This window comes from Hyphococcus flavus, assembly GCF_028748065.1.
GTDB lineage: Bacteria > Pseudomonadota > Alphaproteobacteria > Caulobacterales > Parvularculaceae > Hyphococcus > Hyphococcus flavus.
Window position 1 is genome coordinate 2586868 of sequence record NZ_CP118166.1, and the last position, 25905, is coordinate 2612772.

The window sequence follows — 25905 nt, forward strand, 5'->3', positions numbered from 1 at the left end:
CGCGCAATTTGAATAGCGAAGCCAAAAGCGACGGAGAATCACTGATGCTCAAAGAGCAAATCGATACGGCGTTGAAAGCGGCCATGAAGGCCAAAGATCAGAAACTGCGCGTGGCGACGCTGCGGCTGATCAACGCCGCCATTAAAGACCGCGATATCGCCGCGCGCGGCGAGGACCGCTGCGAAGGCGCGAACGATGAAGAAATTCTCGGCATTCTCACCAAGATGGTGAAGCAGCGCGAGGAAAGCGCGGCGGCGTTTGAAAAGGGCTGCCGTCCGGAACTGGCAGAACAGGAGCGCGCCGAGATCGACGTGATCCGGGAATTCCTGCCGCGTCAGCTATCCGAAGATGAAATCAAGGTCGCGGTGAAAGACGTCATCGACGAGTACGATGCGTCAGGCCTTAAAGATATGGGCAAGTGCATGGGTGCGCTGAAAGAGCGTTTTCATGGCTCCATGGATTTCGGCGCTGCCGGCAAGATGATGAAAGATCGGCTAAGTTAACCTTGCGATGGCAGCCGGTCGCGATAGCGGCGGCTGCCGGGCACGATTGTCTCATCGCTCATCTCAATACGAAGATCGCCCTCGCCTGTGGGGGCGATCTTTTTTATGTGGTTCTTGTTCACAATCCATGAGCGGTGCACGCGGATCGCATCTGCGCCCGCATCGGTGAGCTGGTTTTCGATGGCGCCGAGCGTCGCGCGAGCAAGATGCGTTTCGGCGCCCGCGCGCACTTCCACATAATTCGACGCGGATTTGACCCAGACAACTTTGCTGGCGTCCACGAATACGGAACGCCCGCCGCATTTCAGCGTCAGACGCTGCGATGTTTTTGCGTCCTCGCGCGCGGCGGTAAGCTCGCGGCGCTGTTGTTCAAGCTGGCGGCCAAAGGTGATGAAAAAGGCAATCAGCGAGTAGGTGACCGCGTCCTTGCGGAATTCGTAGACGAACTCGCGGAAAAGATTATCGGTGAAGATGTAGGGTTCGCCAAAGGCGAAGGGAAAAACGGCCTTGCGGATCGCCACCATGCCGGCGATGTGAATGATCGAAAAAAGCACGCAAAACCCGGCATGCACAGCGATGATGCGCCGCCAGTCATGTTGGCCGGGCGCGGCGTAAGTCACGGCTAACCTCAATAGCGGATAAAGCGCCAGGATAATGAGAATACTGGAACATTCATAAAGGACGTAGCGCCCGACCTCGAGATCGGCGGCGCTGCGCGATTGCTCCGTCATGCGTGAAAGGATGCCGACAACGAGAAACGCGGTGAAAAAACCCACGACCCAGAAAAAGGTCGTTCGGTCGGCGCGGGCGTCGTCCCGAGGCAGGGCGGCCACCGTGCTCTTCGCGTCATCAGTCATGGGCGCCTTTCTAGGACGCGCCGCCAATACGCTGCAATAACGCTGATGATTGACGCGCTAATTCATCCCATTTGGCCGCCGCTTGTCCCAGAACCGTTGAATTTCCGGCCTTTTGTCACGCCGCGCCGCGCCTTGCGTCTTTGCACTGGCGTAGTCCGCCATGCGCCGCCAGCTTGAAATCCTGCAAGAAAGGGAGAGACCTGATGGCGGTTACAGATGGAATAAGCGGCGGATTTTCAGCCGGCGAAACGAGGCGGTACGACCTCGACTGGCTGCGCGTCATCGCATTCGGCTTGTTGATTTTTTATCATATCGGCATGTTCTACGTGACCTGGGGCTGGCACGTGAAAAGCGCGTATGCGGGTCCGGCGGCAGAGCCGCTGATGCTGGTCGTCAATCCATGGCGGCTGGCGCTGTTGTTCTTTATTTCCGGCGTCGCGGTCCGGTTTGCGTCGGACAAGGCGTTGTCACGGGGCCGCTTCGCCGCCTCGCGCGCCTACCGGCTGGGTTTGCCGATCCTTGGGGGTATGATCGTCATCGTCGCCCCGCAAAGCTATTTCGAACTGCGGCAGGCGGGCGGGATTGAACCAGGGTATTTCGCGTTCTGGGGCAACTACCTGAAGCTCGAACAGCTTTATCCAATGATCACACCTACATGGAACCATCTTTGGTATGTGGTTTATCTGTTCTTCTACATCATGATGATGGCGCCGTTCCTGCCGATGCTGCGGCGGTTTGCCGAAGGGCGCGGCGCGAAAGCCTTAAACGCAGTTGCCGGCGGACCGGTACGGCTGATGTTTTTGATCATCATTCCGTTTGTCGCCTATGAGGCGTTTCTGGCGCCGCATTTTCCTACAACCCATAATCTCTTCTGGGACTGGGCGAACCACGCCCATCGCCTGACGATTTTCCTGCTCGGATATTTTGCGGCGAAACACGTCCGCTTCTGGACTTCAGTGGATCGCGCGCTGCCGATGGCGGCGGCGTTTGTCGTGCTGATTAGCGGGTTGCGATTTTATCTCCGCGCAAACCACTGGGACTACTATGCATCTGTGATTGACGGACCAGTCGCGACAGTTCTGTTGACGCTTTACGCGTGGGCCTTCATCGTAATGCTAATGGGCGCTGGCCAGCGCTTTTTAAACCGTCCGTCGAAACTGCTCACCTATCTGACGGGCGCAGTGTTTTGTTACTACATCCTGCACCAGTCGATCATTGTCATCGCCGGCTACTATTTAACCGGGTTGCAGCTTGGCGCGTGGCCGGAATTTATGCTTGTGACCGCAATAACTGTTGTTGGTTGCGGCGCAGGGTTTGAACTGTTCCGCCGCATTCCTGGCCTGCGGATTTTCCTCGGCATTAAAGCACCGGCGCTGCACAAGAAACCATCCGCGAAACCGGCGCCCGTTGCGGCGTAACGCACTCTGGACGCGGCGGCCGAATTCGCGTGATCTGTTCGCGCTGCCAGGCGGGGAAAGATCATTCCAGAGACGCTGAACATTGCGATTGCCGGCGGGGGGATCGCCGGGCTGTCATCAGCGGCGTTTCTGGCGCGCGCGGGACACAAGGTTGTCATTTACGACAAGGCCCCGGAACCTCGCCCGGTTGGTTCCGGCTTGATTGTTCAGCCCACGGGGCAATCGGTGCTGGCGGAACTCGGACTTCTTGAAGCGCTTGTGATGCGCGGCGCCCGCCTGAAACGCCTCGATGGGCGGTTGCAGGGCGGGAAACGCAAAGTCCTTGATGTTCGTTACGACGCCTTAGGCGCCGGGACTTTCGGACTGGCGGTACATCGCGCAGCGTTATTCGATCTGTTGCTGCACACGGCGAGCGAGGCAAAAGCCGAACTGGATTACGGCGAGGAAGTCAGCACTGTTGAAGCGTCGGCTAATGGCGTATCTCTTCGGTTTGCTGACGGCAGACAATCTCCGTCCTTCGATCTGATGATTGACGCGCTGGGCGTGCGTTCACCGCTTGTTGAACGCCAGAACTGCTACCTGCCGTTCGGCGCCTTGTGGGCGAACGCGCCGTTTCCGTTAGCGCATGACTTTGATGAAACCGTTCTGGCGCAACGCTATCGCAGCGCCAATGTGTCTTCGGGCGTTATGCCGATCGGGTCGATGGAACCGGGCGGCGAAAAGCTGGCTGCGTTCTTCTGGACGTTGCGTGCTGACTCTTATCAGGCGTGGCGCGATGCGCCGCTCGATCAATGGAAAGATAAGGTTCTGGAGCTGTGGCCGGAGGCTGCGCCGGTGCTTAGCGCTTTCACCTCGCACGATCAGTTCGTTTTTGCTCACTATGCGCATCATACGGCGAAACATGCCGTTGAGGGGCGCATCGTGCATATCGGCGACGCCTGGCATGCGGCAAGCCCGCAATTGGGGCAGGGCGCCAACATGGCGTTGCTCGACGCCCTGGCGCTATCGAATGCGTTGAATGAAATGGATGACATCGGTGCGGCGCTTGCCATGTTTGTAAACTCGCGCCGTGACCACGTGCGGCTGTATCAGACCATCAGTTGGCTGTTCACGCCGGTCTATCAATCGAACCTGAAGCTTGTTCCTGCGTTGCGCGATCTGCTCGCGCAGCCGCTATCGGCAATGTGGCCGATGCCAAAGCTATTGGCGTCGATGGTTGCGGGGACGTTGGGCAGGCCGTGTAAAAGTTGACTGAAAGGTAGGCATGCATACTATCTCTTTATAGTTCAAATGGATTGTGATTTTGGAATTATGCATCGCCCTTGGCATAAATTAGCGGAAAGCTATGATGAATTCGCGTCTATGAGAGGCGAAAGAGAGTGGGTGAGCGCGCATAAAGCCTTGGCAGCGCTATGCCGTTATATTGATGCAAGCATAATGAAAGACTCTCTGTATGGGCATACTTCCATGCTGACGCTTTCTATTTCGCAGACCGCAGTGGAATATCCACCTCCGCCGACAACTCCGTGGCTTAGGATAGAACCGCTTGAAGATGGTGACATTGAATTTTGTTATGAAGATACAAAGAAAAAAGAAAGGCAATGGCGGCGAGTTGTACAGCCAAAGGATACTATCGCAAGGTTTCAACGATTTGTAGATCAACTTGGTTGGTCTACTGTTCCATTGTCTGAGTAAACGCTGTTTCCTTTACGCATTCTCTTTCGCACGTCGTTTGCGCAAATGTGGCTTTAGCGCAATTTTCCGCAGACGCACGGTTTTGGGCGTGACTTCCACCAGTTCGTCGTCATCGATATAGGCGATGGCGTGTTCGAGAGTCAGTCTTCGCGGCGGCGTGAGCTTCACCGCTTCGTCCTTGCCGGCGGCGCGGATATTGGTGAGCTGCTTGCCCTTTAACGGATTAACATCAAGGTCTTCCGGCTTGGCGTTCTCGCCGATGATCATGCCTTCATAGACGGCGTCGCCCGGTGAGATAAACATGACGCCGCGCTCTTCAAGGTTCCAGAGGGCGTAAGGCACTGCTGCGCCGTCGCCATTGGAAATGAGCACGCCGTTTCGGCGCCCTTCGATGGCGCCTTTGTGCGGGGCGTGTTCAAGATAGGACCGGTTCATGACGCCGGTGCCGCGCGTGTCGGTGAGGAATTCGCCATGATAGCCAATCAGCGCGCGTGACGGCGCATGCATGACGAGACGCGTCTTGCCAGCGCCTGCCGGTTTCATCTCAACAAGTTCAGCTTTTTTCTGCGACAGTTTTTCGATGACGACGCCGGAAAAATCATCATCAACGTCGATGACGATTTCTTCGATCGGTTCAAGCAACTGTCCGTTTTCGTCAGTGCGCGTCACCACCCGCGGGCGCGAGACAGCGAGTTCAAAGCCTTCGCGGCGCATGTTTTCTATGAGAACGCCAAGCTGTAACTCGCCGCGCCCGGCGATTTCGAACGCGTCCTTGTTTTCGGTTTCCTTTACCGAGATGGCGACATCGCCTTCGGCCTGGCGAAGCAACCGTTCGCGGATGACGCGCGACTGCACCTTGTCGCCTTCGCGGCCCGCAAGCGGGGAGTCGTTTGCGGCCATGGTGACCGAAAGCGTCGGCGGATCGATAGGCTGTGCGGGCAGCGCGTCCGTAACCGGCAGATCACAAATCGTATCGGAAACAGAAGCCTTGGTGAAACCGGCGATGGCGACAATATCGCCGGGATACGCATCTTCTACTGGCTGACGTTTCAGTCCGCGAAAGGCAAGCACTTTGGTGACGCGCGCCTGCTCAATCGATTTACCGCTTCGCGACAGCGCTTTCATGGTGACGCCGGGTTTTGCGACGCCGGAAACGACGCGGCCGGTGAGGATGCGTCCTAGATAAGGGTCAGCTTCAAGTGTCGTCGCCAGCATTTTGAACGGCGCATCAGCGGCGTCATTAGCAATGTCCGGCTCCGGCACGTGCGCGACGACCGTTTCGAATAGCGCGTCCAGATTTTCTCGGGCGCCATCCAGCGCAAGGTCAGCCCAGCCATCGCGGCCAGCAGCATAGAGCACGGGAAAGTCCAGTTGCTCGTCGTTTGCGCCAAGAGCGGCGAAAAGGTCAAACGCAGCGTCCAGCGCCTTGTCGGGGTCAGCGCTTGGGCGGTCAACTTTATTGAGGACTACAATTGGCTTCAGACCCAGCGCCAGCGCTTTCGACAAAACGAATTTGGTTTGCGGCATCGGGCCTTCTGCAGCGTCGATCAGGAGCAGGCAGCCATCGACCATGGAAAGGATGCGCTCCACTTCGCCGCCGAAATCGGCGTGGCCCGGCGTATCGACAATGTTGATGCGGATCGGGTTTTCGGATTTTTCCCAGACGACGCTGGTGCATTTCGCGAGGATGGTGATCCCGCGCTCGCGCTCGATATCGTTCGAATCCATGGCCCGTTCGGCCATTTCCGCATTGTCGCGAACCGCGCCGGACTGGCGCAGCATCTCGTCGACGAGCGTGGTTTTGCCATGATCGACGTGCGCGATAATGGCGATATTACGGAGCTGTGTTGTGCGTTGCGTCATAGGCCGCCGCCTCTGCGGGTTTTCAGTAAGAATAGCAAGAGGCAAATGGGGAAAAGCGGTTAATTCGGTTTCTATGCGGGCGCGCCGGTTGCGCTTATATCTCATGTCTTGTTGTTGATCGCCGGAAGTTATGCCCCGTTTTACGCCTGAATTTCTCGATGAGTTGAAGTCGCGGCTCCGCCCGTCCGACGTCATCGGGCGGCATGTGAAGCTGAAAAAGCGCGGCAACGCCTGGTGGGGTCTGTCGCCGTTCAAACCGGAAAAGACGCCGTCTTTTTCTGTCGATGACCGGCGCGGAACCTATCACTGCTTTTCGACCCAGAACCACGGCGACATTATTACCTTCCTGATTGAGACGCAGGGGATGACGTTCCCCGAAGCGGTGGAGCGGCTTGCCGCAGATGCCGGCATGACGCTGCCGACCGAAAGTCCCGAGGAAGCGGCGCGGGCGGAAAAAGCGAAAGGTCTCGCTGAAGCCTGCGGCGCGGCCGCGAAGTTTTTCTCGGCGATGCTGCACCGGTCCGATGGGCGCGCGGCCATGGACTATTTGCGCGGGCGGGAGATCACTGATGCGCAAATTGAAACCTTTAGCATCGGCTTCGCGCCGGCGGGCCGTCACGCGCTGAAAGACTATCTCCTGAATAAGGGGTTTACAGACGAAGTGCTGGTTGAGGCGGGGCTGGTCATCAAACCGGACGATGGCGGCGCCAGCTATGACCGGTTTCGAAACCGCATCATGTTCCCGATTCTTGGCGCGCGCGACCGTGTGATCGCTTTTGGGGGCAGGGCGCTGGACCCGAATGCGCGGGCGAAGTACCTCAACTCGCCGGAAACGCCGCTCTTTCACAAAGGTTCGGTTCTTTATAATTTCGCCAACGCCCGTGCGGCCTCGGCTGAGGAAAAGGCCCCGCTTGTCGTCTGTGAAGGCTATATGGACGTCATTGCGCTTTGGGGCGCCGGGATCAAAAGGGGCGTCGCGCCGCTTGGCACCGCGCTGACCGAAGACCAGCTTGCCATGCTGTGGCGGTCGTCAGACGAGCCGGTGCTTTGCTTCGACGGCGACAGTGCAGGCATAAATGCCGCGCATCGTTCGATTGATCGCGCGCTGCCGATGCTGAAACCCGGCGCGTCATTAAACTTTGCTTTTCTGCCAGAAGGTCAGGACCCGGATGACCTCATCAGGGCGGAGGGCGCCGGCGCCATGAAGGCCGTGCTGGAAAAAGCGCGCCCGCTGGTTAACGTCCTTTGGGACCGGGAGATCAATGCGCAATCGCTCGATACGCCTGAGCGGCGCGCAAAGTTTCGCACGAAGTTGCGCGAACTTGTAAAAAGCATCGCCGATAAGGATGTGCGCGGGGCTTATGGCGCTGAACTTTCGCAGCGGCTTGAGGCGCAATTCAAACCGCCGCAACAGGAGCGATCTGCATCCGGGGGTGCGGGGCCGCGCTACGGCGGACAGAACCCTTTCCGGCAAGGCGGAAAGAAGGGGCAGGGCTTCCGCTTCGCGGCCCCGGCGAGGCCGACGCCGGGTCTCAAACGCCCGTCCCAATGGGTGCGCGAAGCCTCCCTGATCCTTGCCGCCATCAACCATCCGGCCCTGATCGAGCGGGCTGAATCCGCCTTTCTGGAGCTGGAAATCACCGATCCGGGCCTGAAATCCCTGTTAAGCGAGGTTTTGGCAGCGATTTCGGCCGATCCGGCCCTTGACAGCCCATCTTTGAAAAGCCATCTCAGCCAGACCGGCGCGGCAGGAGCCTTGGAGCGGGTCACACAGGATTCCCAGCTCTCGAAACACAACTTCCTGCGCCCCGATGCTGAGATAGACGAGGTAGAACAGGGTTTTAAGAACGCTCTGGCCCATCACCTGTTTGAATCGACCTTAAAACAGGAGGTGGCGCGCTCGGCGTCTCAGATATTCACAGATGGCGATGATGCCTGGAAAGCGGCGGCGGCGGCGCGCGAGGAGATAGTCAATTCCAGCAAACGCGAAGACGACGACGCGGACAATGGCGATAGTCCGAAACGGTTTGAAGACGCGCTCGAGCGCATGAAACAGACAGTCGAAAAGAAATACAGCCGGTAATTTCTGGCGGTTAGATTCTGGCGGTAAAGGTTTTAAAGCACATGGCGAAAAAAGCGGCGGCGAAGAAAGATGCGGAAGCGCCCGAACAGGGCGACGGTCCAATCCTCGACTTGACGGATGCGGATGTTAAGAAATTTTTGAAATCCGCCAAGTCGCGCGGATTTGTAACTTACGACGAGCTCAACAAAGTGCTGCCGTCGGAAGAGGTCTCATCCGAACAGATCGAAGACATCATGGCCCAACTCTCGGAGATGGGTATCAATGTCGTCGAGCATGAAGAAGATGACGATGATGACGCCGATAACGACAATGACGCCAAGACATCGAAGTCAAAAGCTGTTGCGGTAAAGGACGAGAAAAAGGGCGGCCAGGTCGTTACGACCAATACGGGCGCCTCGGCCGACCGTACGGATGATCCCGTCCGCATGTACTTGCGCGAAATGGGTACGGTGGAATTGCTTTCGCGTGAGGGCGAGATCGCCATCGCCAAGCGTATCGAGGCGGGCCGCGAGACCATGATCCGCTCGCTTTGCGAAAGCTCGCTGACATTTGAAGCCATCACCGTCTGGCGCGACGAGCTTCAGGAAGGCCGCGTCCTCCTGCGCGATATTATCGACCTTGACGCCACCTATGGCGGCGGGCCGGAGTCGCGCCCCGATATGACCCAGCCGGAAGTCGCCGAGCGCGTCCACAAGGAAGAAGCGGAAAAAGCCGAGAACGCCGAAGACGACGAAGACGACTTCGACGAAGGCGCGTTGTCGCTTTCCGCCATGGAAGCGGAACTGCGCGACGGCGTCATGGATAAATTCGACCAAATCTCGGGCGACTATAAAAAGCTGCGCCGCCTTCAGGACATCATGATTGAAGAGCAGCTTAAAGGCGATGATCTGACCGCGTCTCAGACCCGCCGTTTCAAAAAGCTGCAAAAGGATATTGTCGAGCGCGTGCGCTCGGTACGCCTCAACAATCAGCGGATCGAAGCGCTGGTCGAGCAGCTTTACGACATCAATCGCCGCCTGATGGCGCTTGAAGGCAAGCTGGTGCGTCTTGCGGATTCTTACGGCGTTAACCGTCAGGAATTTCTCGGCGACTATATCGGCGCCGAGCTTGACCCCGAATGGTTCGACCGCGTGTCGGAAAAAACCGGCAAGGGCTGGAAAAACTTCACGACCAAAGCCGCCCCGCAGGTGCACGAAATCCGTGAAGAAATCGGTCACCTGGCAACAGAGACGGGCCTGACGGTTCAGAACTTCCGCCGCATCGTTTCCATGGTGCAAAAGGGCGAGCGTGAAGCGCGCATCGCCAAGAAGGAAATGGTTGAAGCGAACCTTCGCCTCGTCATCTCCATCGCAAAGAAATACACCAATCGCGGCCTGCAATTCCTCGACCTTATTCAGGAAGGCAATATCGGCCTGATGAAGGCGGTGGATAAGTTCGAATACCGCCGCGGTTACAAGTTCTCGACCTATGCCACATGGTGGATCCGTCAGGCGATCACCCGATCCATCGCTGACCAGGCCCGCACCATCCGCATTCCGGTGCACATGATAGAGACGATCAACAAGATCGTCCGCACCTCGCGCCAGATGTTGCACGAAATCGGACGTGAGCCGACGCCGGAAGAACTGGCGGAAAAACTCTCCATGCCGCTGGAAAAAGTCCGTAAGGTGATGAAGATCGCGAAAGAGCCGATCTCGTTAGAGACGCCCATCGGCGACGAGGAAGACTCACACCTCGGCGATTTTATCGAGGACAAGAACACGATCCTGCCCATCGACGCGGCGATCCAGTCGAACCTGCGCGAAACGACGACGCGCGTGTTGGCGAGCCTCACGCCGCGTGAGGAGCGCGTCTTGCGCATGCGCTTCGGCATCGGCATGAACACCGACCACACGCTTGAAGAAGTCGGCCAGCAATTCTCGGTGACGCGCGAACGCATCCGCCAGATCGAAGCGAAGGCGCTGAGGAAACTGAAGCATCCGTCGCGAAGCCGGAAGCTGCGGAGTTTCCTGGATAACTAGGAAGTAGGGCGGGGTTTGCCCCGCCCACAATCATGCACTTATGCCTAGCGCTCTTGGCTAAGACGGCAAGCTAAAGCTCGTCTCCTTGAGTTAGAAAACCAAGTGATGAGCTAAAAATACAGCTAGAAATTTCTGGTAGCGTAGAGTTCAGGGTTGCACAAACTGAACTACATCTCCTAATTTATCAACTTCTCTCGTGCCCCCTCCATAATTTGCGAGGCCACCGCCAGTCCGTATACGGCCTCGATTACTATCGTAGTAACCGACCGCTATAATCTCAGCGTCAAGAACTGCATAATGATAGTACTCTGAACGTCCGTATTGTTTCCTCGAAATTATTAATGGTTCGCGGCCTGCTGGTGAAATGTTCTTCAGGAAAATATCGATATAAATATACTGTCGACCGCTTTGGATGAGCTGACGAGCAGCATTTTCGCTCATTTGCAGGCGTGAAATTCTACCAACCCAGCTTTCCGGGCCAGCTATGTTGTATATGACTGAATGTTTTTCATTAAGCCTGGCTTTGGGAAGATTCAGAATATCATGATATTCTATAGAAGTTGCAGAGCAATAATCTTTTCCTGCCCAAGAAGAGCTTCGCGTGAGTATCCTGTCGGGACGAAGGAGGTATTCTCCGGTTTCATGTTGTCCGGCATCTACACCTTGTGAAAGTCTTGCAAGGCCGTCTTTTAGCGTAGGCAGTTCAAAACCTCCGTTTTCATAGTTTCCAAGAGGAACACGAAGTCGAATTTTGCCCGTATTTTGACGCGCATACTGCGTCATGTTTTTTTCAACATAATCTCGAAGATTTTCTACGAAATTCGGATACAACCCTGGTTGAGATTGATATGCTGCTAGATTCTCTAAGGGCGTCCCTGATCTCAAACTTTGGTTTTCCCAATGACAGAAGTATCTTGCCCAGTTGATCAAATCCTCCGTAACAATATCGCTTACAGCAGTGTGAGAGTTGAAATATGCAATTGCTGCGAATCTGGTGGGAAACTCATCCAATCCGGATACGGGCAAAAACCTTGAAACATATTCTAAAGCTTGCGTTATTGGCGGACTTAATGCTTTGAGTTGTTCCTCGTTGCTTGAAAATTCTAACTTGTCGGATTTCTCAGCGATAAATTTTTCTGCTTTTTTTAGGTCTGCAACCTTTGTTTCTATTTCATCTTTCGTGATTTCAGAAACATGAACATTGTCACCAATAAAGTGGTTAAGAAGGATCGGCATGTTGTCTTTATACGTATTAGGGTGAAATTCGATTATATAACCATCATCAAAGGCTGTCGGAGCTATTGACGCTAAACTCTTTAGCAATTCGACCCTTTCTTCATACTCACGTTGTTCACTGGACACGCTACACGCGAATACAGAGAAAATAACTGACAACAAAATTAGCCTGAACATAGCCCCGCCCTTATTTAATTGCCGGTATTAAAACTTTTGGCGTCAAGCAACGCAAGCCCTAGATGGTTTTTGGTTGTGTCTATAGCTTCGTTATTGGATCGGCTCACCGTGCAATGGCGAATTACGAGCGAATAAATGCTGTTCTGATAGAGTTCTTTCCATGGTAGGAGCCACTCAGTTCATTCGCGAACCTCGTAATGCGATTGCTTTGAAGCCTAACCAAAAGCGTTTACGTTATCCTGTCAGTCGTGTGAAATGTCTGTAGCCGCGTGCATTACTAGCCATGCCTCTTTGAACGAAGGACAGTTTAGCTGGGTCGCTTGAAATTATCCCGGTTCTGTAAAGCTCCCCTTTACCGCTCAAGTCTAGCTTTGATCTGTTGTGAGAGCGGGGAGCTGCTAATTGAATCCGTATTCCGTATGCCATCAGATAGTGGTCGTCGTATCAGTACTGGCCGTCGCGGCCTGCGCTGAAACACGCGATCCGGCTTCCGAAGCGCCGGTCGATCCGCAAGCGGGTCAATACAAGATCACGCTTTCGGGCAAGGGGTTGCTGAAACATGCTGGCGGCGATGATGATCCAGAGACTTTCTGCCTGACGGAGCTCAATCGCGACGCTTTCGCGCATATGCTGGCTGAAAATTACTACAAGCTGCATCCGTCATGCCGTGTTGTTCGTGCGCCGCGTGAAGGCAATGCAATCTCAGGTGAGATAAAGTGCCCCGTTGATCCAAAAATGGCGACGGGATCGAACAGTTTCATTTACGAAGGCGCCGTCGCGCCGGATAGCGCCAAGGTTGAAGTGCGTATCAAGTTCGACGCCAAATTAAAGAACGGCACCGCCGGTGAAGAAGTAAGCAACGCCCAATTGAAGTTTGCTATGAAGACATACGAAACCATGCGGTTTGTCATCGAGGCGACGCGAATGGGCGAATGCAGCTAGCGTCGAATCACGCGAGACAGGCGGCTCCACTCAAGGAGTTGTTTGCATGTCTGGACCAGTCGGCTCCAAAGCCAACAAATCGCAATTTGATTGCTACGATGACCTCGCCGAGGACGAGCCTTATTTCGTCATCCGCGCCGACGATCCCTTGTCCGATGCCCTGATCGAGCTTCATGCCTATATCGGCGCGGGCCAGTCCGGCGCGGCGCATAACAAACTCGCGGAAATCATGGAACTGACAAGAGACCGCCCGCCACGCCCCTCGGATTCGCCCAAATACCGCGAGACATTCGCGATTTCCCAGGCCATGGAAAGCTGGCGGCGAGGAAAGCCGAAAAGCTGATCCAACGCCTTTTTATGCCTTCCCGCTGTGCTAAGCTGACGCCAAGCGCGCAGAGGGGCCGGGGGTATGTGGCGCGCCGCAACATCACCGGGAGGCAAGGCATGGGGATTTTCAATTCAACCGTTCGAACCGTTCTGGCAGGACTGGCGGGGCTTGCGCTCGCGGCCTGTGCGTCGACTGGCGGTCCGCTGGGGCTATCGCCGCAACAGGAACAGGCGCTCGGCCAACAACAGCATCCGCAAATTCTGGCGGCATTCGGGGGCGAGGTCGATGACCCGCAATTGAGGGCGTATGTGGAGCGCGTGTTCAACCGGTTGATGGCGACCGATCCAACCTTGCCCGCCATGAACATTTACGTGCTCGACAGTCCCGTCATCAATGCGATGGCGGTGCCTGGTCATGTGTATGTTACCCGCGGGCTGTTGGCGCTTGCGAACTCCGAAGCGGAACTTGCGGGCGTTATCGGTCATGAGATTGGACATAATCAAAAACGTCACATCGCCAAGAGGGTAAGCCGTTCAAACCTCGCCCAGCTCGGCACGGTCGCGGCGGCTATCCTCACAGGTGATGAAAGCACTGCGCAGGCGATTGGTCAGGGAGCGCAACTCTATCTCCTGAATTATTCGCGGGATCAGGAATATGAATCCGATCTTGTGGGCACGCGCTTGCTTGCTTCGTCAGGGTACGATCCACTGGGCGCTGCTTTTTTCCTGAATACGCTTGGCGCCTGGACCAACCTCGAAGCGCAGATCGCCGGCGTTCAACAACCGCCTGAGTATTTAAAGACGCACCCCAATTCCGCCAATCGCGTGCAACGCGCCGCGCAGGAAGCAAACGCGTTGCGTCAGGCGGGCGCCACATCGGATGAAGTCAATCGGAATGTGTTCCTCAATGCGATCGACGGCATGATCTATGGCGATGATCCGCAGACGCAAGGATATATCGACGGCCGCACATTCATTCATCCTCAAATCGGCATTGCGTTTACGGCGCCTATGGGTTTTCAACTGGCGAATTCTTCCCAAGCGGTAACGGGAAGGTCCGCGTCAGGCGCGCAGATGCAATTTTCTGCAGCATCCAGCGACAAGGCGCCGTCGGCCTTGATTGAACAGGAGTTGTCACAGGCGCTCGGCGTTAATCTGGCGCCGGCGCGCTCCGGTAATATCAACAACAGGCCTGCCGCCATGGGGCGTGCGCGGGCGAATACCAATAGCGGCGCGGTTGACGTCACAGCCTATGTCATTCGCTGGCAGGGAACGACGAACTATGTATTCCTTTGGGTGACGCCCGCTAATCAGACTGGGCAGATGGAGCGCGCGTTGCAGCAATCCGTTGAATCACTGCGCACCGTCAATGCCCAGTCACTCAACGTGCCGGACGCTACACGCATTGACGTGATCACGGCGCAATCGGGTGATACGGCGCGCGGTCTGTCGCGTTATATGGCGTTTCCGTCTTATCAGTTTGAACGGTTCGCCATCATGAACGGTCTAGACAGTGACGCGGCCGTCCGATCCGGAGAGCGCTACAAACTTGTTCGTTAGGCTAATAGAGCGAACTATTACTTAGGCGTGCGCCGACGCGCTAAAAATGTGCGTCGGCAACTTCAGTCCCTCACGCTCGTCATCCCAGATCATGTGCATGATCCACCAGCGCGATCCATCGTCATAAAGCTGGATGATATTCATGCCGCGCTTGATCAGGTCCGGCGCGTCTGGCGCGGTGCGTGCTTCATAGGCTGAAAACACATTGGCGATATTTCCGAAACGCTCCGTCTGACGGGCGATTTCTATTTCGTGGAATGGAATGTCTTTCAATAATTCTTTCGCGTTCGCCTGATATTCATCAACGTCGAACGACAGCGCTATCGGTTTGCCTGCGTCATCGAGGCGCGTGCGCACCAGCCGGGCCTTTTCATGAAACAGCGAGCGCGACAACGCCCAGTCCTGTTTGCCTGGCTCTCCGGAAATGGCTGCATACATTGCGGTAATGACGTCATCAATCGAATGATAGTTCATGGAATTTTTAATACTCATATCAGCTTTGCCGATGAACATTACCATGTTCACCGGCAAAGCAAAGAGTACATGATTTATTCGTTTCGAATAGTTTCAAGCCAGTTCAGAATGACGCCGGCCGTCTGGTCCCAGGCGGGCGAACCGTCCTCCCAGGCATAGGCTGAAACAGGGTCATCATATCTGTCGTTGCTATGGTCAATTTTGTCTTGAACGATAAAAGTCGCTGTGCCCGGACGCAGCCTGTTGACCATGTCAGCGATGACCTGGTGGCCATATTGACCTTCAAATTGATCATATTCGTTGTAGATAACCAGCACAGGCGCATTGATTTCAGCCCAGGCAGCTAAAAAGTTGTGTTTTGCGGCTTGCTGATGCCACTGAAACGGACGGCCGTAGTGATTATCGGCGCCCATGCCGCGCACATCATCTCTGACTGCCGCCATGGCCGGGCTATCATTGGCGACCTCATCCGGATGACGGTCTCTGATCAGATATTCGTAGTGAAATCTTGCGCGATTGACCATTTCATCGTGAATTTCCTCCGGATTGACGTCGTCAGGGCGGCGTTCGAGATACAATCGGTCAAAAGTCAGCATGCGTTCGTAATAGGTTTCAGCGCCGCCACCCTGCACGACGACACCGGCTATATCGCGCCCGCGCGCTTGCAGCGACCGGGTAACAAGCGGCGCCGTGGTCGATCCAAGGCTTGATCCGTAAACATACACTTTTGAAGCATCGATTTTTTCATCGTCAAGCAGAGATGAAAACGCTTCGACATAATGCGCGACTTCAGTGTCGTAATCCAGTTCGTCGCATGCAGGGCCGATGCTGTCGCCATTGGAAGAGCGTTCAACACGAACAACGGCAAGCCCGGATTGTTGCGCGAGCCGGGCGAGAACGCTCTCCTCTGAGCTGAATTCAATAGATCCGCAAGAAACCCATTGCGTAAACAAAAGCGGGTGAGGTTTTTCACTTGTGTTAGCGGGGATGGTTATGATTGTGCGCAGTTTTGCACCGTCGGATGTTTCAACCATGCCATAGTGCGACGTAACGCCGTCAATGTTTTCTAACGGGCGGTCTTCAGCGCGCGGCAATCCTCCGATTGTCGCACTCGCCGAACTGGCCGCGTTTTCCTGCGCGCAAGCGGCGGTCAAAACTACACTGGTCATACAAACGCCCAGCCACAATCGCCGTAACGGATTTCTCATTTACGCTTTCTCCTTCATGTCAGAATTGGATTGGCAGTTTCAGTTCAGTCAGGTAGTCGCGATTGTTTTTCGCGGTCATTTTTGCGGGCAGGCGATAGTCTTCCTGATCCGCGCCGAAACGGTGATAGATTTCACGCAAAGGTCCGGCGGGGGCGAGCCCGGCGTTCCGCATCCATTCAATAATTCGCTGGAACAGGACTTCAGTCTTGGCGTAGCCGCCACCGTATACGCACCCGCAGGCAAGCGTTGCGCCAGGCGCTTTCGTCAAGGGAAGGTCATCTGCGGCTTCGTCGGTTACCGGGATGCACACTTCGAGCAGGATGTCTTCAACCTTGTCCGGGGAATCGTGAAACATGAGAAACGGCGCCGCGGGCGCACGCACGCCACGATCGCCGACATGGCTTTCGGCGGCTTCGAAAATTTCCGTGACAGGTTTGCCAAGGTGCGGCACGCGCTTTTTAACCGAGTAGACAGATTGCGGTTCCAGTGGCGCGAATTTCAGGGACAGCGTGCTTTCGGCATTATCCTCAGCCTGCATCAGAATGTCAGCGATTTTGATTCGGTTAACGATAGCCTCGCTGTCACGACGCAGTTCTGTTTGTTTTTTCTTTATGGCGGATTTGACGGCTTCATCAGGCGCGGCTGTGCTGCTTAGGAGCGCGGCGATATCGGCGATGGAAAAATCCACTAGGCGTAAATTCGTGATCAGCGCCAACCGCGTCGCTTGCTCAATGGTGTAGTAGCGATAGCCGGTATGGGGATCCACATGCTCGGGTCGGAGCAGGCCCTGATCGTCATAAAACCGGAGCGCCTTGACGGAGACGCCGCCCAGCCGGGCTAACTCGCCGATTTGCAGTAAACCTTTCATGCGTGAACTCTACTGTCTCCCCTAAGAGGAGTGTCAAACCGCCCGCCGCCGTAAGTGGTCGCTTCGCCGCAACAATCTGCTTTGTTGAGGCCTGCGTCTTTCTCTTGCGCCTCAGCCGCCAATCGCTAAGGTCCGCCCGGAATTAACGCCTTTCCCCGCCTTTTAGGCGGGGAATGAATAAGGAGGATCAAAATGGCGGTTGACGGAAAGTGGAACCTTACAATCAAAACCCCGATGGGTGATCAGACAGCGACGGTCAGCCTGAAAGAAGAGGGCGGCGCCCTCACGGGTGAAATGTCCGGTTCTCAGGGCGGCGGACCGATCGAGAACGGTTCTGTTGATGGCGATACCGTAAAATGGGAAGCCAAAATCACGTCACCCATGCCGATGACGCTTGAATTTGAAGGCAAGCAGGAAGGTGAAAACCTGAACGGAAACGTCAAGCTTGGTTCCTTCGGAAACTCCACCTTCACCGGCGTGCCCGCGTAGAAGAGATTTTTCATGATCAGGATCGCCGCCGCTGCCGCCTTTTGTTTTATGATTGCTGCATGCGGCGGCGAAACTGTTTCTGACCCTGACGTTTCGGCTTTGACCGCAGCCGAGTTGGAAGAGAGCGATATGGCTTCTGAGAGCTATGTCGCTGCGCAGGAAGATTCAGCCAGTTACAATTCTATAGCAGAGGAATACGTTAAGCTGGCGCTTGCAGCTGGCGAACACGACCCTGCCTTTGTGGATGCATATAACGGTCCCCAAGAGTGGGCCGACTCTGCACAACGCGAACAGCGCTCTATCGCTTTGCTGGAACAGGACGCCCAAGGCCTCCTCATCAGCGTTCGTCGAGCTAATGGCGATGCGCCTGGCGTTCGCGGCGCCATGCTGGAAAAACTGATTGTCGCCGCGCTTGCGCGCATTCAGATGACCAATGGCGAAGTGTTTTCTTTCGATGAAGAAACCCGCCTTCTTTATGATGTGGTCGCACCGCAGTATGATCGGGCTGAATTCGATGCTGTGCTGGAGCAGATCGAAGCGCTTATTCCGGGTGAGGGTGCTTTGGGTGATCGTGTTGAAGCGTTTCGAAACAGTCTCGCCATTCCTGAGGACAAACTTGATGCGGTGTTCAATGCGGCGATTGCTGAATGCCGCAAACGCACGCTTGCACATTACGAACTGCCGCAAAACGAACGTTTCACCACAGAGTTTGTAACGGACAAGCCTTGGAGTGGGTACAACTGGTATCAGGGCGATTTTGAGAGCCTGATTCAGGTCAACACGAACTTTCCGATCATTATCGATCGCGCCGTCGATCTCGGTTGTCATGAGGGGTATCCCGGACATCACACGTGGAATGTGATGCTTGAGCGTGACCTGCTGAACGAAAAAGGCTGGATAGAGTATTCAGTCTATCCCTTGTATTCGCCTTTATCCATTACGGCTGAGGGCTCAGCCAACTACGGCATCGAGCTGGCGTTCCCCGGCAACGAAAAAATTCAATTTGAACGTGACGTGCTGTTTCCGCTGGCGGGGCTTGATCCTGATAAAGCGGCAACACTGGAAGAGCTCAACGCGTTGCGCCGAAATCTTTCTCATGCGCGCAATATGGTCGCGCGCGACTATCTTGACGGTGAAATCAGCCGCGAGGCCGCGATTGACATGCTCGCGAAATACCGGCTGGAATCGCGCGAGCGCGCGGAGCAGGGCGTCCGGTTTATCGAGACCTATCGCGGTTATGTTCTCAACTACAATCTCGGCAGGGATATTGTTGAAGACTACATTGAAAGAACCGCTGAGGATGCGGGCGGGCGCTGGGAAGCATTTGAGACATTGCTGACGACGCCACTTTCTGCATCCGCGCTGGAAGGTGCTGATTAACGTGACGTTCAAGGCGATCGTCCAGCGGGTCCATCTCTGGGCCGGGCTTATTCTCGGCATTCAGGTTCTGTTGTGGATGGCGAGCGGCGTCATCATGAGCTGGTTTCCAATTGAACTTGTTCGTGGTGAGACGAGTGCGTTTCAGTCTCCTCCCGTCGCACTGGAACCATCCACTTATGCATCGCCTGGCGGCATTCTTGCGCAAGCAGGTGGCGCGACGTCGGTTGAACTCACCCATTTCCTCGGGCAACCGGTTTACAGAACCACGGGGCCGGGCGCCGCGGCAGGTCTTTTTAATGCGTCAACGGGAGAGCGCCTGTCGCCAATTTCGGAAGCATTGGCGCGAAAAGTCGCTGAACTCGATTATGTGGGTGCGGGCGAGATTGTCAGCGCCGACCTTGTTTCTTTTCCGCCGCAGGAATATCGCGGCGAACGCCCGGTCTGGCGCATTGACTACAACGATAAACTCAACACGCGTATTTACGTTTCCCCTTCAAGCGGGGAGGTGAAGGCGCGGCGCAATAATATTTGGCGGCTCTACGATTTTTTCTGGATGCTACACATCATGGATTACGAAGACCGCGAGGATTTCAATAATCCGTTGGTGATGGGAGCATCGGCGGCGGGGCTGGTCTTCGCCATATCCGGCATGATCATCGTTGTTTATCGTCTTCGCCGCCGCCGGTATTTGAATGATCTCGAGCTGGCTTCGGGTGCGCGTCATAAGGCTGACAAGACGCTTGCTGAAAAGCAGCCGTAATAAAAAAGCGCTGAACTATCTTGTTCAGCGCCTCGTCAATTATTGAATTCGGGTCGACCTTAAAAAGCGAAATACATCGGCTCCGGACCGGTGATTGCTTTTTCTTCTTCCGTATCTTCGCCAGCGGCTTCCGCAAGCTTTTGTTTTTCCGCTTCAGTGCAGGTTTCTGCTTTCTTTTCAGTATCGGCGGATACGTTGCTCAGCGTCACATCGTTTCGCTTGAATGATACCGTATCCATTACTTTCGACAGCAATGAACGTTTTTCAGGCTTTACGCCTGCATCATCAAGGACGGAATTTGAAGATATGGCAAAAGGAAAATCGCCGGTCGTTGCGGTTGCTGCGCTCGCTTCCAGCGACGCAAAGGCGGGCATGGCCGCAATCGTGACGGTCAAAATGACTTTGCGCATTTTAGGCACCTCTCTCTCCAGCGGACTATGCCTGTGAAACGCACTTTTCCGCAAGCAGATAAACGGCTTGAAACCTTAACGAAACCTTACTTTAGCGTAATGTTTAGCAAGCCTTTGAGGCCAGTTTAGGCATATCTCGGAAATGACCGTAACGTAGTAATTTCAGCCCGTTACGGCCATTTTCGGAGAAGCGGAAGCAGTTTAGCCGAGAGCTTTTTCCGCCGGCGTGAAATCCGTCGCCAGCGCTTCCGCCACAGCTTTGTATGTCACAAGCCCGTGATGGACGTTGAGACCGTTCTGCAGATGCTGATTTTCCCGCAGCGCATCAAGGCCCTTATTGGCCAGTTGCAGGCCATGGGCGAGGGTCGCGTTGTTGAGGGCGTGAGACGACGTGAGCGGTACAGCACCCGGCATATTAGCGACGCAGTAGTGGATCACATTGTCGACCACATAGGTGGGGTGCTCGTGGGTTGTCGCTTTCGAAGTCTCAAAGCAGCCGCCCTGGTCGATGGCGACATCGACGAGAACGGAGCCTTCCTTCATGCCTTTCAACATCTCGCGCGTTACGAGCTTCGGCGCCGACGCGCCCGGAATAAGAACAGCGCCGACGACCACATCTGCAACATCGGTTTCTTCATCGAGCGCTTCGTAAGTAGAGTAGCGAGTCTTTGCGCGGCCTTCGAACAGCTCGTCAAGTTCTGCAAGCCGGCGGTTCGACCGGTCGAGGATGGTGACGTCAGCGCCAAGGCCGACCGCCATGCGTGCAGCGTGGGTGCCGACAACACCGCCGCCGATGACAAGAACTTTTGCTGGCAGCACGCCTGGTACGCCGCCCATCAAAAGCCCGCGTCCGCCCTGATGCGCCGTTAGTGCATATGCTGCGGCTTGAATAGACAGGCGGCCAGCGACCTCACTCATAGGCGCGAGCAGCGGCAGCCCGCCAAAGGAGTCGGTCACCGTTTCATAGGCAACAGCCGTGACGCCGGATTCGATCAGGCCGCGCGCTTGTTCAGGATCGGGCGCGAGGTGAAGATATGTGTAAAGGATCTGGCCTTTACGAAGCTGCACCCATTCATTTGGCTGCGGTTCTTTCACTTTGACGATCATATCGGCAGAAGCGAAAACGCTTTTGGCGTCTGGCGCGATCTTTGCCCCGGCGGCGATGTAATCTTCGTCGCTTGCTTTGATGCCGGCGCCGGCGCCTGTTTCGATCAGGACATCATGACCGTTTTGGACATACTCTCGAACGCTGCCCGGTACGAGGCCGACACGATACTCATGATTTTTAATTTCCTTAGGAACACCGACGAGCATAAAAGCCTCCCTTGTTGAATTTGCCGCCGTTTATATTCTCTTTTTAGCGTAGATTTTTGATATTTTTCATGATTATTTGGATTTTAAGGAATATTGTACGGCAAATTACCATTTGCTCAGAATGTGGTTCGAAAAATGGACAAGTTTGATACAGCCATTCTAGACATCCTGCAGGAAGATGGACAGTGCTCATTCAGCGACCTCGGTGAGCGGATTGGGCTGTCGCCGTCAGCTTGCCACAAGCGCGTCAAGGAGCTTTGGGCGACGGGCGTGATTACGCAACAGGTCGCGCTGGTTGACGAACGTCAGGCCGGACTTGAAACGTCCGTCTTTGTCCAGGCGACATTGAAGAACCAGCAACAAGCGACATTGAACGCCTTTGAAAAAGCCGTGACGCTCCACCGTGAAATTATGGAGTGTTATCTGATGGCTGGGTTGTCCGACTACCTGCTGCGCATTCTTTGTCGCGACGGCGCCGACTATGAACGCATTCATACGGAAATTTTAACACGCCTGCCGGGTGTTGACAGAGTCATTACAAATTTCGCCATTCGCAAAGTGTTTCGGCGAACTGCGGTGCCGCTTTAAGGCGAAACGGCGCCCTTTTTCAGGCCGTAGAGTGATGTCGTTAACGACCGTATCCTTTGCAGCGCCTGACTTACGACAATCAAATTCAATTTGCTGTTAAGGTTTTAAACCGGCGGCAAATTTTGATTGCGCATAGTTTAACGCGCAATAGTCCTATGAGGGTATCATGCTCACCACAGCGCGTGTTGATATACCAACGCAAATCGAAGCGCGCCTGAAAAAGGCGGCTGAATATTCTGATAACGTCAATGATTACGCCCGCGAAGATCTCGTCGGTTTCAAGAGGCCGATTGCGGCGGCTTTTGCCTTGCTGGCGCCGTTGGCGATCGCATTCTCTTATGGCGCGGGCGGTCCGTGGCTGGCTGTACAGTATGGCGGCGCCATTATCCTGATGGTCGCTGGCGGGCTTTACGTCATCGGGCGGGAGGAATGGCCAAACATTGTCGATCAATTCCAGAGCAGTGTCATGGCGAAGAGGAAAGCCATTGCAGACCTGCGTTGCGGGTTTGGCGAATCGTCTTTCTTAAGCAACGGTCGCGCGCCAAAGTTTTTTCTCCATGATCATGGCGTACTTGTCTTGGCGGACGCCGGCGACTTGAAGACGCTGTTCTTCGATATTTCCAATGACGGCTCCGACCCGCGCTGGGAGCTTTACGAGAGCGGCGAGATTTGCCGTCGCGTATGGCGCTGGCTGCGGTTGCCTGTGTCTCGTGAGGTGGTCAAATTCTCGACCGAGGGCGCGCGTCTTGCCCGTGTCGGGGAGTCGCCGCGGATCAAGTCGATTGAGGCTTGGGAAGCAATCAATGTCGGCCTTGGCGAGCCAATGGACGGCGCGATCATCCACCAGCCCTTCGACGAGGTCGTCGATAACGTTCACCGGATGATGTATTAACCGCCAAACGCCCGGGACGCAGCCATTTCAACCCCTTACAATCCTTGAGGGGCGCTGCTACATGGGAACCATGGCGATGCTGATTGACAATGTGGGTGCGACGGCGCGGCCGCGCCACCCGGAAAAACAAAAGCGCGCGGACAGTCCGGTCCTGCGCAAGCCGGAATGGATTCGCGTCAAGGCGCCGGTCTCAAAGGGCTACGCTGAAACGCAAAAGATTGTTCGTTCGAAAAACTTGCACACCGTCTGCGAAGAAGCAGCGTGCCCGAATATCGGCGAGTGCTGGGATAAAAAGCACGCGACAATGATGATCATGGGCGACACTTGCACCCGTGCTTGTGCGTTCTGCAATGTGAAGACAGGCATGCCTGCGCCGCTCGACAGCCAGGAGCCTGCCCATGTGGGTGACGCTGTCGCCGAGATGGGGCTCAATCACGTTGTCATCACCTCGGTTGACCGCGATGATCTGACCGATGGCGGCGCGGAACATTTTGCGGCGGTGGTGCGCGCAATCCGTGAGCGCGCGCCGGGAACAACCATTGAAATTCTGACGCCTGACTTCTTGCGTAAAGATGGCGCGGCGGAAATCGTTATCGATTCCAAACCTGACGTCTTTAATCACAACCTGGAAACCGTGCCGCGCCTTTACCTCTCGATCCGGCCAGGCGCGCGCTATTATCATTCCATGCGCCTGCTTGAAAAAGTCAAAGAGCGCGACCCGCAGATGTTCACGAAATCCGGCATCATGGTTGGTCTTGGCGAGAGCCGCGAAGAGGTCATGCAGGTGATGGACGACATGCGTTCCGCTGGCGTCGATTTCATCACTATCGGGCAGTATCTCCAGCCGACGCGCAAGCACGCCGCTATCGACCGCTTCGTGCACCCGGATGAATTCAAGTCCTATGAGACGCTGGCGCGGGCGAAGGGCTTTCTCATGGTGTCGGCGTCGCCGCTAACGCGTTCCTCGCATCATGCAGGCGAAGATTTCGCCAAGCTGCAAGCTGCCCGAGCGGCGAAGGCAACTTAAGAGAACAAATATGCTCAAACTCTACGATCTGTCGCTTGCCGACCCGGACGTGCGGCCAAGCCCGTTCTGCTGGCGGGCGAAGTTCGCCATGCTGCACAAGGGGCTGTCGTTTGAAACAGTTCCCGTGCCGTTCGCCGACAAGACGGACTATCCCAATCAGGATCACGGACTTGTGCCGATCCTGATCGACGGCGAAGAAACTGTCTGCGACAGCGAAAACATCTATGCCCATCTTGAGTCAAAATATGAAGGCGCGCCGTTTGCGCAGAGCAATGGCGAGCGTGCGGCGGCGGATTTTTACAATGCGTGGCTCGGCTTAAACCTGTTTCCGAATCTGGCGCCGTTGATGTTTGTGCGCGTTCATGCAGCCGCGCGTGAAGATGACAAAGCCTATTTTCGCAAGACGCGAGAAAAGCGACTCGGCAAGACGCTCGAAGAAGCCGCAGCGACGCCGGGCTTGGGCGGCAAAGTGGAAGAAGCGTTGCAAACCCTTGCGGCGCCGCTCGTGCGTCATCGTTTTCTTGGCGGCGACCAGCCAAACATCGCGGACTACAATGTGTTCAGCGTATTCTTGTGGATCCGCGTGACCACCCAGGAAGAACTGTTTGACGCGCCGCAGGCGGTCGACGCCTGGCAAGAGCGGATGCTCGACTTGTTCGACGGTTACGGGCGGAACGCAAAACGGGTTTCGTGACGGTCAGAAAGACGACAACGGAGGTTCCTTACACGGCGCGCCAGATGTTTGATCTCGTCGCCGATGTAAAACGCTATCCGGAATTTCTGCCGTGGTGCACGGCGCTGAGAGTTGTCAAATCTGATCTGCGTGAGGGCGAGGGAACGCTGACAGCGGATATGGTCGTTGCCTATGCTGTCTTTCGCGAACGCTTCCGCACGGAAGTAGCGTTGAACCGCGAAGTGGGTGAAATCGACGTTCATTATCTGGACGGGCCGTTCCGCAATCTTGAAAATCAGTGGCGGTTTAAGGACAAGCCCGCAGGCGGTTCGATTATCGATTTCGCCATCGATTTTGAATTCAAGAACGTGCTGCTTCAGGCGACGGCGCAGGCCGTGTTTGACAAAGCCTTCGCGCGCATGACCGAAGCGTTCGTGAAACGCGCCGAAGAAGTGTACGGCTAGTTCGCGCGTCTCCTTACTGCACAGCCGTTTTCTGAATCTTCGCGTGGATGTCGTTGAGTTTCATCAACGCGGCTGAGCCGTAAAAGTTGATATACTCAGCAGTGAAAACGCCTGCGACGATTGTCGGATCATTTTCCATGAGCGCTTGCGCGTCTTCGATAGTCTCTACATTGAGCACATAAAGACCACGTTCATTGGTGCCGTTCGATAACGGACCTGCAAGAACCAGTTTTCCTTCTTCCGCCAGGTTTCTGATATTGGCGAAATGGCCGGCAAAGAGTTCGTTTCGTCTTTCCGCGTCGGTGATCTCGGCGTCTGCCGGCCCGGTGCGGAGCATCACGAATATATAGGACCGCATGCCGTAATCATCGGCGCCAAGCTCCTCCGCCAGGGCGGCGTCATACTTGTCATTTTCATCCCCCGCATAGGCTGTGGAAAAGGTTGCGGCCAACAATAGAATGGCGGGAAGGAACAAAAGACGCATGAGACAGCTCCGATAATTAGTAACCTGTAAGTTACATAAAATTTCGAGTTTGGCAATCGCCAAATCCAATGACGCCAAGCATGGGCCGGAACGTGCGCGGCTGGCAATAAAAGTTTAAGTGATTGAAATCGCGCCGGATGTCGGCTGGGTGTCGCCCTGTTGTCGTGTACGTGTCGTGGCCAATCAGCGGTT

General features: G+C 55.4%; 26 protein-coding genes. 17 read left to right on the top strand and 9 right to left on the bottom strand.

What is annotated here, in order from left to right; all coding sequences use genetic code 11:
- The first annotated feature begins 44 nt into the window (after nucleotides 1–44).
- Complete coding sequence (locus PUV54_RS12415) at nucleotides 45–503, top strand: GatB/YqeY domain-containing protein (protein WP_274492576.1); 459 nt, start codon at nucleotides 45–47, stop codon at nucleotides 501–503.
- Here the strand turns inward: PUV54_RS12415 and PUV54_RS12420 are convergent.
- A complete protein-coding gene (locus tag PUV54_RS12420; protein WP_274492577.1) occupies nucleotides 500–1360 on the bottom strand; it encodes a LytTR family DNA-binding domain-containing protein in 861 nt (286 codons plus the stop codon). The genes PUV54_RS12415 and PUV54_RS12420 overlap by 4 nt on opposite strands.
- Nucleotides 1361–1563: 203 nt before the next feature.
- Here PUV54_RS12420 and PUV54_RS12425 point away from each other — a divergent pair, with 203 nt between their 5' ends.
- From PUV54_RS12425 to PUV54_RS12435, 3 genes are all read left to right on the top strand, one after another.
- Nucleotides 1564–2778 carry an acyltransferase family protein gene (locus tag PUV54_RS12425; RefSeq protein ID WP_274492578.1) on the top strand — a complete coding sequence of 405 codons (1215 nt, stop codon included), beginning with the start codon at nucleotides 1564–1566 and terminating at the stop codon, nucleotides 2776–2778.
- A gap of 87 nt (nucleotides 2779–2865) precedes the next feature.
- Nucleotides 2866–4029, top strand: a complete 1164-nt coding sequence (locus tag PUV54_RS12430; protein ID WP_274495226.1) for an FAD-dependent oxidoreductase — start codon at nucleotides 2866–2868, stop codon at nucleotides 4027–4029.
- A gap of 39 nt (nucleotides 4030–4068) precedes the next feature.
- The gene (locus PUV54_RS12435) at nucleotides 4069–4473 is read left to right on the top strand and encodes a hypothetical protein (RefSeq protein ID WP_274492579.1); all 405 of its coding nucleotides are present in this window, start codon (nucleotides 4069–4071) and stop codon (nucleotides 4471–4473) included.
- Between the two features lie 12 nt (nucleotides 4474–4485).
- On the opposite strand, the gene typA is transcribed toward PUV54_RS12435, so the two are convergent.
- Nucleotides 4486–6336, bottom strand: a complete 1851-nt coding sequence (gene typA / locus PUV54_RS12440) for a translational GTPase TypA (protein ID WP_274492580.1) — start codon at nucleotides 6334–6336, stop codon at nucleotides 4486–4488.
- 130 nt (nucleotides 6337–6466) lie between these two features.
- On the opposite strand from typA, the gene dnaG reads away from it, so the two are divergent.
- A complete protein-coding gene (gene dnaG, locus PUV54_RS12445) occupies nucleotides 6467–8419 on the top strand; it encodes a DNA primase (RefSeq protein WP_274492581.1) in 1953 nt (650 codons plus the stop codon).
- A gap of 41 nt (nucleotides 8420–8460) precedes the next feature.
- Nucleotides 8461–10440, top strand: a complete 1980-nt coding sequence (gene rpoD / locus PUV54_RS12450; protein ID WP_274492582.1) for an RNA polymerase sigma factor RpoD — start codon at nucleotides 8461–8463, stop codon at nucleotides 10438–10440.
- A 147-nt stretch (nucleotides 10441–10587) separates the two neighbouring features.
- On the opposite strand, the gene PUV54_RS12455 is transcribed toward rpoD, so the two are convergent.
- Nucleotides 10588–11853, bottom strand: a complete 1266-nt coding sequence (locus PUV54_RS12455; RefSeq protein ID WP_274492583.1) for a hypothetical protein — start codon at nucleotides 11851–11853, stop codon at nucleotides 10588–10590.
- A gap of 402 nt (nucleotides 11854–12255) precedes the next feature.
- Between PUV54_RS12455 and PUV54_RS12460 the strand changes: the two genes are divergently transcribed.
- The 3 genes from PUV54_RS12460 (at nucleotide 12256) to PUV54_RS12470 (ending at nucleotide 14682) form a co-directional block, all read left to right on the top strand.
- Nucleotides 12256–12795 (top strand): hypothetical protein, encoded by a 540-nt coding sequence (locus tag PUV54_RS12460; RefSeq protein WP_274492584.1) that lies wholly within the window; start codon nucleotides 12256–12258, stop codon nucleotides 12793–12795.
- Nucleotides 12796–12841: 46 nt separating this feature from the next.
- The gene (locus tag PUV54_RS12465; RefSeq protein WP_274492585.1) at nucleotides 12842–13138 is read left to right on the top strand and encodes a hypothetical protein; all 297 of its coding nucleotides are present in this window, start codon (nucleotides 12842–12844) and stop codon (nucleotides 13136–13138) included.
- Between the two features lie 101 nt (nucleotides 13139–13239).
- The gene (locus PUV54_RS12470; RefSeq protein ID WP_274492587.1) at nucleotides 13240–14682 is read left to right on the top strand and encodes a M48 family metalloprotease; all 1443 of its coding nucleotides are present in this window, start codon (nucleotides 13240–13242) and stop codon (nucleotides 14680–14682) included.
- A 21-nt stretch (nucleotides 14683–14703) separates the two neighbouring features.
- Here the strand turns inward: PUV54_RS12470 and PUV54_RS12475 are convergent, their stop codons facing one another.
- From PUV54_RS12475 to PUV54_RS12485, 3 genes are read right to left on the bottom strand one after another with little or no spacing between them, the layout of a single operon-like run.
- A complete protein-coding gene (locus tag PUV54_RS12475) occupies nucleotides 14704–15174 on the bottom strand; it encodes a hypothetical protein (protein WP_274492588.1) in 471 nt (156 codons plus the stop codon).
- A gap of 56 nt (nucleotides 15175–15230) precedes the next feature.
- The gene (locus PUV54_RS12480; protein ID WP_274492589.1) at nucleotides 15231–16364 is read right to left on the bottom strand and encodes an alpha/beta hydrolase family protein; all 1134 of its coding nucleotides are present in this window, start codon (nucleotides 16362–16364) and stop codon (nucleotides 15231–15233) included.
- Nucleotides 16365–16383: 19 nt separating this feature from the next.
- Nucleotides 16384–17232, bottom strand: a complete 849-nt coding sequence (locus tag PUV54_RS12485; protein WP_274492590.1) for a MerR family transcriptional regulator — start codon at nucleotides 17230–17232, stop codon at nucleotides 16384–16386.
- A 192-nt stretch (nucleotides 17233–17424) separates the two neighbouring features.
- Between PUV54_RS12485 and PUV54_RS12490 the strand changes: the two genes are divergently transcribed.
- From PUV54_RS12490 to PUV54_RS12500, 3 genes are read left to right on the top strand one after another with little or no spacing between them, the layout of a single operon-like run.
- The gene (locus PUV54_RS12490) at nucleotides 17425–17721 is read left to right on the top strand and encodes a hypothetical protein (RefSeq protein WP_274492592.1); all 297 of its coding nucleotides are present in this window, start codon (nucleotides 17425–17427) and stop codon (nucleotides 17719–17721) included.
- A 12-nt stretch (nucleotides 17722–17733) separates the two neighbouring features.
- The gene (locus PUV54_RS12495; protein ID WP_274492593.1) at nucleotides 17734–19101 is read left to right on the top strand and encodes a hypothetical protein; all 1368 of its coding nucleotides are present in this window, start codon (nucleotides 17734–17736) and stop codon (nucleotides 19099–19101) included.
- Between the two features lies 1 nt (nucleotide 19102).
- Entirely contained in the window at nucleotides 19103–19861 is a 759-nt protein-coding gene (locus tag PUV54_RS12500; RefSeq protein ID WP_274492594.1) for a PepSY domain-containing protein, read from the top strand.
- A gap of 59 nt (nucleotides 19862–19920) precedes the next feature.
- Here the strand turns inward: PUV54_RS12500 and PUV54_RS12505 are convergent, their stop codons facing one another.
- Both PUV54_RS12505 and ald read right to left on the bottom strand, forming a co-directional pair.
- The gene (locus PUV54_RS12505) at nucleotides 19921–20271 is read right to left on the bottom strand and encodes a hypothetical protein (protein ID WP_274492595.1); all 351 of its coding nucleotides are present in this window, start codon (nucleotides 20269–20271) and stop codon (nucleotides 19921–19923) included.
- Nucleotides 20272–20472: 201 nt separating this feature from the next.
- Nucleotides 20473–21585 carry an alanine dehydrogenase gene (gene ald, locus PUV54_RS12510; protein WP_274492596.1) on the bottom strand — a complete coding sequence of 371 codons (1113 nt, stop codon included), beginning with the start codon at nucleotides 21583–21585 and terminating at the stop codon, nucleotides 20473–20475.
- A gap of 135 nt (nucleotides 21586–21720) precedes the next feature.
- Here ald and PUV54_RS12515 point away from each other — a divergent pair, with 135 nt between their 5' ends.
- The 5 genes from PUV54_RS12515 (at nucleotide 21721) to PUV54_RS12535 (ending at nucleotide 25229) form a co-directional block, all read left to right on the top strand.
- On the top strand, nucleotides 21721–22173 hold the full coding sequence (locus PUV54_RS12515) for an Lrp/AsnC family transcriptional regulator (RefSeq protein ID WP_274492597.1): 453 nt from the start codon (nucleotides 21721–21723) through the stop codon (nucleotides 22171–22173).
- 166 nt (nucleotides 22174–22339) lie between these two features.
- Nucleotides 22340–23065: a hypothetical protein gene (locus PUV54_RS12520; protein WP_274492598.1), complete on the top strand. Its 726-nt coding sequence runs from the start codon at nucleotides 22340–22342 to the stop codon at nucleotides 23063–23065.
- 70 nt (nucleotides 23066–23135) lie between these two features.
- Nucleotides 23136–24092 (top strand): lipoyl synthase, encoded by a 957-nt coding sequence (lipA, locus tag PUV54_RS12525; protein WP_274492599.1) that lies wholly within the window; start codon nucleotides 23136–23138, stop codon nucleotides 24090–24092.
- A 10-nt stretch (nucleotides 24093–24102) separates the two neighbouring features.
- Nucleotides 24103–24786: a glutathione S-transferase N-terminal domain-containing protein gene (locus PUV54_RS12530; protein WP_274492600.1), complete on the top strand. Its 684-nt coding sequence runs from the start codon at nucleotides 24103–24105 to the stop codon at nucleotides 24784–24786.
- Nucleotides 24783–25229, top strand: a complete 447-nt coding sequence (locus PUV54_RS12535; protein WP_274492601.1) for a type II toxin-antitoxin system RatA family toxin — start codon at nucleotides 24783–24785, stop codon at nucleotides 25227–25229. The genes PUV54_RS12530 and PUV54_RS12535 overlap by 4 nt, the downstream gene beginning before the upstream one ends.
- 13 nt (nucleotides 25230–25242) lie before the next feature.
- On the opposite strand, the gene PUV54_RS12540 is transcribed toward PUV54_RS12535, so the two are convergent.
- On the bottom strand, nucleotides 25243–25713 hold the full coding sequence (locus tag PUV54_RS12540; protein ID WP_274492602.1) for a YciI family protein: 471 nt from the start codon (nucleotides 25711–25713) through the stop codon (nucleotides 25243–25245).
- Nucleotides 25714–25905 lie beyond the last annotated feature (192 nt).

Coding starts and splice junctions, on each gene's coding strand:
- PUV54_RS12415 (WP_274492576.1), top strand. CDS start 45: ATGCTCAAAGAGCAAATCGATACGGCGTTGAAAGCGGCCATGAAGGCC.
- PUV54_RS12420 (WP_274492577.1), bottom strand. CDS start 1,360: ATGACTGATGACGCGAAGAGCACGGTGGCCGCCCTGCCTCGGGACGAC.
- PUV54_RS12425 (WP_274492578.1), top strand. CDS start 1,564: ATGGCGGTTACAGATGGAATAAGCGGCGGATTTTCAGCCGGCGAAACG.
- PUV54_RS12435 (WP_274492579.1), top strand. CDS start 4,069: ATGGATTGTGATTTTGGAATTATGCATCGCCCTTGGCATAAATTAGCG.
- typA (WP_274492580.1), bottom strand. CDS start 6,336: ATGACGCAACGCACAACACAGCTCCGTAATATCGCCATTATCGCGCAC.
- dnaG (WP_274492581.1), top strand. CDS start 6,467: ATGCCCCGTTTTACGCCTGAATTTCTCGATGAGTTGAAGTCGCGGCTC.
- rpoD (WP_274492582.1), top strand. CDS start 8,461: ATGGCGAAAAAAGCGGCGGCGAAGAAAGATGCGGAAGCGCCCGAACAG.
- PUV54_RS12455 (WP_274492583.1), bottom strand. CDS start 11,853: ATGTTCAGGCTAATTTTGTTGTCAGTTATTTTCTCTGTATTCGCGTGT.
- PUV54_RS12465 (WP_274492585.1), top strand. CDS start 12,842: ATGTCTGGACCAGTCGGCTCCAAAGCCAACAAATCGCAATTTGATTGC.
- PUV54_RS12470 (WP_274492587.1), top strand. CDS start 13,240: ATGGGGATTTTCAATTCAACCGTTCGAACCGTTCTGGCAGGACTGGCG.
- PUV54_RS12475 (WP_274492588.1), bottom strand. CDS start 15,174: ATGAGTATTAAAAATTCCATGAACTATCATTCGATTGATGACGTCATT.
- PUV54_RS12480 (WP_274492589.1), bottom strand. CDS start 16,364: ATGAGAAATCCGTTACGGCGATTGTGGCTGGGCGTTTGTATGACCAGT.
- PUV54_RS12485 (WP_274492590.1), bottom strand. CDS start 17,232: ATGAAAGGTTTACTGCAAATCGGCGAGTTAGCCCGGCTGGGCGGCGTC.
- PUV54_RS12490 (WP_274492592.1), top strand. CDS start 17,425: ATGGCGGTTGACGGAAAGTGGAACCTTACAATCAAAACCCCGATGGGT.
- PUV54_RS12495 (WP_274492593.1), top strand. CDS start 17,734: ATGATCAGGATCGCCGCCGCTGCCGCCTTTTGTTTTATGATTGCTGCA.
- PUV54_RS12505 (WP_274492595.1), bottom strand. CDS start 20,271: ATGCGCAAAGTCATTTTGACCGTCACGATTGCGGCCATGCCCGCCTTT.
- ald (WP_274492596.1), bottom strand. CDS start 21,585: ATGCTCGTCGGTGTTCCTAAGGAAATTAAAAATCATGAGTATCGTGTC.
- PUV54_RS12515 (WP_274492597.1), top strand. CDS start 21,721: ATGGACAAGTTTGATACAGCCATTCTAGACATCCTGCAGGAAGATGGA.
- PUV54_RS12520 (WP_274492598.1), top strand. CDS start 22,340: ATGCTCACCACAGCGCGTGTTGATATACCAACGCAAATCGAAGCGCGC.
- lipA (WP_274492599.1), top strand. CDS start 23,136: ATGGCGATGCTGATTGACAATGTGGGTGCGACGGCGCGGCCGCGCCAC.
- PUV54_RS12530 (WP_274492600.1), top strand. CDS start 24,103: ATGCTCAAACTCTACGATCTGTCGCTTGCCGACCCGGACGTGCGGCCA.
- PUV54_RS12540 (WP_274492602.1), bottom strand. CDS start 25,713: ATGCGTCTTTTGTTCCTTCCCGCCATTCTATTGTTGGCCGCAACCTTT.